Annotated in this window: 5 protein-coding genes and 1 pseudogene; 3 read left to right on the top strand and 3 right to left on the bottom strand. The window is 40.6% G+C overall.

From position 1 onward, the window contains the following. The first annotated feature begins 180 nt into the window (after positions 1–180). Positions 181–1164 carry an alpha/beta hydrolase family protein gene (locus VK664_RS22395; protein WP_461400939.1) on the top strand — a complete coding sequence of 328 codons (984 nt, stop codon included), beginning with the start codon at positions 181–183 and terminating at the stop codon, positions 1162–1164. A 214-nt stretch (positions 1165–1378) separates the two neighbouring features. Next, positions 1379–2470: a DUF2652 domain-containing protein gene (locus VK664_RS22390; protein WP_461400938.1), complete on the top strand. Its 1092-nt coding sequence runs from the start codon at positions 1379–1381 to the stop codon at positions 2468–2470. Positions 2471–2783: 313 nt separating this feature from the next. Here the strand turns inward: VK664_RS22390 and VK664_RS22385 are convergent, their stop codons facing one another. Beyond that, on the bottom strand, positions 2784–3221 hold the full coding sequence (locus VK664_RS22385; RefSeq protein ID WP_461400937.1) for a hypothetical protein: 438 nt from the start codon (positions 3219–3221) through the stop codon (positions 2784–2786). Between the two features lie 164 nt (positions 3222–3385). Here VK664_RS22385 and VK664_RS22380 point away from each other — a divergent pair, with 164 nt between their 5' ends. After that, positions 3386–3577 carry a hypothetical protein gene (locus VK664_RS22380; RefSeq protein WP_461400936.1) on the top strand — a complete coding sequence of 64 codons (192 nt, stop codon included), beginning with the start codon at positions 3386–3388 and terminating at the stop codon, positions 3575–3577. An 813-nt stretch (positions 3578–4390) separates the two neighbouring features. On the opposite strand, the gene VK664_RS22375 is transcribed toward VK664_RS22380, so the two are convergent. Beyond that, positions 4391–5431, bottom strand: coding sequence for a serine hydrolase domain-containing protein (locus VK664_RS22375; RefSeq protein ID WP_461400935.1), 1041 nt, complete (start codon positions 5429–5431; stop codon positions 4391–4393). A 281-nt stretch (positions 5432–5712) separates the two neighbouring features. Continuing rightward, positions 5713–6120: pseudogene (locus VK664_RS22370) on the bottom strand (hypothetical protein); the annotation flags it as partial.

The raw sequence follows: 6120 nt of genomic DNA, 5'->3' as shown, positions 1-6120 counted from the left end.
ACATATGCCTGGATGATTGTTGATCCTGTAAAGGTCAAACTTTTGAAACAAAACCATCAGCCCCAATATCCACAAAAGCCCCCCAACGGCGATACAAAATCTTTTTCAAATAACAATCGTGGTTCTGGTTAGAGGTTTACGGCTTTACTGGTTTTACTGATTTTTTCTGCAACAAGTTTGATGGCCCAACCAACAAGACCTATTGATTATGGCTTAAAAACTTTTTCTATAGCTGATAGTAAATTAGGTCTGATCAGTTTCTATGTTGATACAACAGGTATATCTCGAAAAGCACCGCTTTTTATCGATATAAACGGGAGTGGCGGTTTGCCTTTGTGTATCTATGTAAAAGGAAAAAAATTCGAAGCAACAGCAAACACCTTCACCACAGAAATAATGGCGAATACTAAGTCAAAGTATCACTATGTAATTCTGGACAAACCTGGAACTCATTTCTGCGATACCGTCATCACAAACCAGAGTGTAAAAGAATACGATGTGCATGAAGTTCTTAAAGACTACAAATTTTCCGATGAGTACACGAAACGATTAAGTTTACAATGGCGTGTTGAAGCGACAAAAAAGGTCGTTTCTTATCTGATTAAACATAAGTATTGGGACAAAACAAAGATCGTTGCTTATGGCTATTCAGAGGGTGGACAAGTGGTTCCAACCCTGGCAGCTGAAGATAAACGGATCACTCATATCGCTGCTGTTGTTGGTAGTGGACTCAATCAATTCTATGACGGTATTATCGGATGGCGTATTAAATCTGCAAAGGGAGAAATAACACAACAACAAGCCCAGGACAGCATTGAAGCGAGTTTGAAAAATATTGCAAATGTGTATAAGAATCCCACGGCGACTGACAAAGAAATAGGTGGACATTCTTATCAACGGTGGGCCAGTTTCTGTTCGGTCGCTCCCTTTGAACAGTTACGGAAATTAACTATACCCATTTACATGGTTGCAGCGACTGCTGACAATAGCTCTCCCATTTACGGTTTAGATTACGTTCCGCTTGAGTTTTTGAGATTGGGAAAGACAAATTTAACTTACGATGCTTGTGTTGGCTGCAATCATTACTTATCAGGCATAGACGATGGGAAGCAAGTTTCTCATGATTATTTGCGCAAGATATTAGATTGGGTTGACAGGAACTAGCAACATACAATATTCGCATGCCTGAATTGGCGTTGGCTAATCAGTAATCTACTAAAGAAGTATCTAAAGTAAGAAGGCATTAATAAACTCGTAAGCTATGGAGTAACTTCGAAGGTATCCACCTCAAAAAACTTTAGTACCAGGTTTTGGCTTCCCATCAGATCATTGAGGCTCTTCACCAAATTTGTTTAACTTAGCTCTCTATCCCTTAATTATGGGCACCACCAGCGCAACTATACTAATTCCCGATATTAGCGGTTTCACTGAATTTATGACGACGACCGAACTAAGTCACGGATCCCAGGCTATAAATATGTTAATCGATGCAATCGTGGCACCTATTGGCGATGAATATGAAGTTGCCGAGATTGAAGGCGACGCCGTGTTGATGATCAGAAAAGGGCCTGCGCCTTCTAAAAAGGAAATCTTCGACACCTGTCTCATGATTTTAAATTCTTTCCACACGCAACGCGAGTGGATACAGAAACATAGCGTTTGTCCTTGCGGAGCCTGCCTCTGTATCGGCCACCTTACTGTTAAGTTTATCGTACACCACGGTCCTGTCGCCGAAATAAAGGTTGGGCGGTTTGTAAAACAGTCTGGCACCGATGTAATAGTCGCACACCGCTTACTGAAAAATGGTATCAATAATCATGAGTATGTGCTGATTACCGAGAAACTTTTACAACAGGTTCCCGATTCTGCTGAGGCCCTGGGTATGGAATGGGTCAAGTCATCGGAACAGTATAATTCTATCGGAAAGGTCGAATTTCAGTTTGCTGAGATGAATGCTATCCGGCAAAAGAACGTGGAGATGAGTCATGAAAATTATTATCAAAAAGATGATACTGCATATAATGAAATACGTATAGGCGCTAATTTTCGTGATGTATATATGGTGATGATGAATATTCCAGGGCGTTCCGAATGGCTGCCAGGTCTGCAAAAAGTGGAACAGGCTACACCTGGCGTATATGTCGGAAGCATTCATCAGTGTACATTCGATAATTACGACAGTCTAATTTCGCCACTTAATATGACATTGTCGGAAGAAGGTATTTTGTATGCGGAAAGTTTTCGTGTGCATGATATGGACATCTCGCTGATTCATGAGTTTTTCTTTAGAAAGGTTGATGATGATACCTGCGACTTCCTCTATCGTTCAATGAACTCAGACGATATCCCGGTTCCCGATAAAATGAAAACTGATCTCTCCGTCAAAATGGAAAGGCTAGGCACTGCGCTTAAAGCTTATTGTGAAAGTATGGAAGGTTCATTCTTTGATCCGGCGTTCAAAAAGATCTGAGATAGGATCAGTTCGCAGTTTCACTTTTATTGTTTGTTCTGTTTTGCTGCAGCATGATGCATATTGCGTCATCTTTTCGCCCTAACTTTTTTTGTGATTAATCCCGCTTCCGCAAAGATTCTTCCGTCAACCCCAGTTTATGCAGTTTCTCCACCAATTTGGGATCCATATGATCTTCCATGAATGCCACCCTTTATAAATTAATATACAAAAGAAATACGGCTGGTAAATAGAAAAGATAGTATGGACGGTCACTTAATACCTTCCCCAATTAAATCTCTGAAAATATTTGTCTTAACAGTAATTACCAGGGTTAATTGGTAACCACCTTTACATCTTTAAACAGAAAGGGGTTGGCGCTCAGTCTCAGTTTCTTTCCGCTGGTAGTGGTTACATTGCGGAGAATGACTTCCCTGGTTCTGACAAAGGGAAAGGTTTCTTTATAAGAAGCATCGGTCATTTCCGGATTGAAATTTGAAAAAATGGCGGGACCCTGATATGACTCCGGATGATTGGAATCGTTAATACGGAGGTTTTCGATAGTGATCCGTTCCGGCATATAACAAATGTAGCCGAAATCATGCTGGCCGGAATTTGCACCACCGATCAGGCTGGCAGTTGCGGGCTTGCCACCGGCGGGCAGGAAAACGCAGTTGCGGATAAAGACTTCTCCCTGCCAGGTACTGCCATAATCGCTGCGTAGATTGATGAAGGTGCTGCCGTTGATGGTTGAATTCTCCACGGTCAGCATGGAAAGATGGCAACCTTGCGAGGTCAACCGACAGCAGGGCCAACAAACCAGATCGTACCGAATTTGATTATCAGTACGATACAAGTAAAACGGTAAAGTCTTTTATTTGTATGTTTCCTAATGACGAGCTATTTTACAGCCAGTCAATTGTAAACTTTGGGGAAATGTCAAGGAACGTTCCTATCACCAGTTCAAGTAAGATATATAACGAAAACGGGCTGAAGAGCGCTTTTTATTCTAGATATGCGAACTATGATATTGACGCCAGTGTTTATGTAAAGGGGTTTACCGTATTAGATGATGGTGGTGTACTGGCAGGAAATTGTAATTACCTGATTACTTATAAATGTCCTTAGTCTTTAGAACGACCGGATATTGCCAAAGCCTGAGAACTTGTTGCTTGTCCTGACCTACCAAACGCTGCTGAAATTATAAATAAAATTTGATGTTTGAAATTAAGTTGAGCACTGCTTATCAAGCCGAACCACGGCTTCACGACTATTCGAGTAACCGCCAAACATTGTGTCGTCCGTAATTTCACCAAGCTATCTTTTTAGTATTAACAAAAAGTAAGGGAATATGAACGATTAGGCATCAGATAGAAACGATTACTAATAGATATCTTTACTATCTATCAAAACAATAATTAGATCCACAAATCTAAAATTGCTATCCTTGAACCCATTTCTTTATTTTGGCAGTATTGTTTTCACTAGCCCTCTGATTGGCTACGCTTGTTTTAAGGCTTTCAAGGCATCTTTCCTAAAAGTGTCAATTATTGGCGCGATAGGTTGTGCCAGCTTGTATTTTATTTTCCTAATCTCCGGGCTGAGATCGCACGGCGAAGAAGGAGATTATACCTTGTTTGCGATTTTATTTCTTTTTTTCAATATTCTAATTTTTCAGTTACTTAAATTAGAAAGTAATAAGGTTGCTTATGCAGTATTTGTATTGTTCTTTTCTGTTTCCTCCATTGTAGCTGGCGTCCAGGCGGTGATTACTGCGTCATATCTGTCTACGGTATTATCTGGGATTTTCTAATTTAGCGAGTCTTGGTTTCAATAACACAATCTTCGTCGGCACGAAGACCTATAATACAAAGGTCAGCTAATTGCCACCGAGCTTGTGTTGATCCGAAATCGGCGGCCAATAAAATATGTACAAAATACTTATTTTCTGAAATAATAATCGGCAAGAGCGTTTGCAATTGCCCGTGGATTTGCTTCATCTGTATTAGTGAGAATGATAATTGAAAGCCCGTCATTCACAAAACGTGCAAAAACTGATCTAAACCCAAGATTTGCACCACCGTGTACAATTAACTTATGCCCACGGTATTCATCTATTGTCCATCCGAAACCATAATGTTCCTTCGAATCTACATTATCCGAAGTTTTAATAAACGGCTGCCATAGTTTTTCCCAATTCTCTTTTTTAAGAATAATCTTTTCTTCCCGAACTGCCTTCTCCCATTTAATCATATCTGAAGAAGTAGAGAGAAATCCACCGCTGGGTCGTATGGCATACATGGCAGTGGCGTTAACCAGTGTGTCATGATTGTGCATATACCCATTTGCACGGTTGGGAATGATGAGATAAAAATCAGTCAGGTAACTGTTACTCATTCCTGCCGGAATAAATAATTTATCATGAATATAATCCTCCCAGGGCATGCCACTTACCTGTTTTATAATTTCTGCCAGCATGAAATAAGCTAAATTACAATACTGGTATTTTTCGCCGGTTTTAAAAACGAGGGGCAAGCTGTATGCAGACCTAATAATCTCTATATCGGGTTGGATTTTAAAGTTGTCATAGGCCGGGCCTTCCCTTTGCAAGCCTGATGTATGAGACATTAAGTTTTTTATTTTGATAGGCCGCCATGCATCTGGTGCATCAGGAAAAAACTTATGTACCGAATCCTCAATATTCAGTTTTCCTTCTTCCATTAATTTCATAATAGCTGTTGTAAAAAACTGCTTGCTAACTGAACCAAGCCGGATTACAGTTTCGGAAGTCACCGGTACATTTAATTCTACATTGGCTAGTCCATAACCTTTGTTTGAAACAAGTTGTCCGTTTTTGATTACAGCTAGCGAAAGTCCAACAATTTTTTGCTTCTCCATCATTTGTTTGACGATTATATCAGTACTGTCAAACTGCGCAAATAAGATAGATGGCAGAAAGAAAACCAACAACAATTTGTTCATTTTGGAATAAGTATTTTATTAATGTAAATCGAATTTCCTAAATGTGTATCGGCGTGTTTTAGCTGTCCCCAAAGACAACTGTTTCAATTGCATAAAACGTTCGGGGCTTGCCCAGGCAGGGCAATTGATTGCCCTGGCCAGACCTGAAGACCCCTAAGGAATGAAAGTACGGGTTAACAACCAAAGCGCTTCTTCCTCAAACGCAATTTCAATGTAAATGTCTTCCGGAACTGCCTGCCTTTTATCTTACCAGCAGGTATTTTTTTATCGTGACAATTTATCTATGGTGCTTTACTGATATTCTCCCATTTTATCACCCAGGAACCATCTTTCGGAAAACCTGGTTCATGTCGATTTCCGTCGTTGTCCCATCCTGCTGTCATCATAGCGACAGCGTATAATAAAGCACCGTTGGCCGGCAGGTAAGGATAAGGGTTACCTCCTCCTACGAATCCATGTTTGTCGAAATAATTTTTAGGAGTATTATACAGAAGAAAGTCAATCGCCTGCTCAGGCTTACCGAGTCTTGCCGCCGACATAGCAGCCATTGGAAAATCCCAACCCCAGCCGGTTTCAAATTTCCAGACTGACCTCACCTTTTCGAAGGTTTTTTTCATGACAGCCGTGTCCACGCCATCGCCTGGCAACAGACCATACATACCTAACAATGCGGGGTGGTCAAAATTCAG

This window comes from Flavitalea sp., from assembly GCF_035489435.1.
Classification (GTDB): domain Bacteria; phylum Bacteroidota; class Bacteroidia; order Chitinophagales; family Chitinophagaceae; genus DATHKG01.
Note: the sequence above shows the minus strand (reverse complement) of the source record. Positions and strands in the feature narration are given on the sequence as shown.

What these genes read in the sequence shown, in the direction of transcription:
- VK664_RS22385 (WP_461400937.1), bottom strand. Translation starts at nt 3,221, where the DNA reads ATGCTGACCGTGGAGAATTCAACCATCAACGGCAGCACCTTCATCAAT.
- VK664_RS22390 (WP_461400938.1), top strand. Translation starts at nt 1,379, where the DNA reads ATGGGCACCACCAGCGCAACTATACTAATTCCCGATATTAGCGGTTTC.
- VK664_RS22395 (WP_461400939.1), top strand. Translation starts at nt 181, where the DNA reads ATGGCCCAACCAACAAGACCTATTGATTATGGCTTAAAAACTTTTTCT.
- VK664_RS22375 (WP_461400935.1), bottom strand. Translation starts at nt 5,431, where the DNA reads ATGAACAAATTGTTGTTGGTTTTCTTTCTGCCATCTATCTTATTTGCG.
- VK664_RS22380 (WP_461400936.1), top strand. Translation starts at nt 3,386, where the DNA reads ATGTCAAGGAACGTTCCTATCACCAGTTCAAGTAAGATATATAACGAA.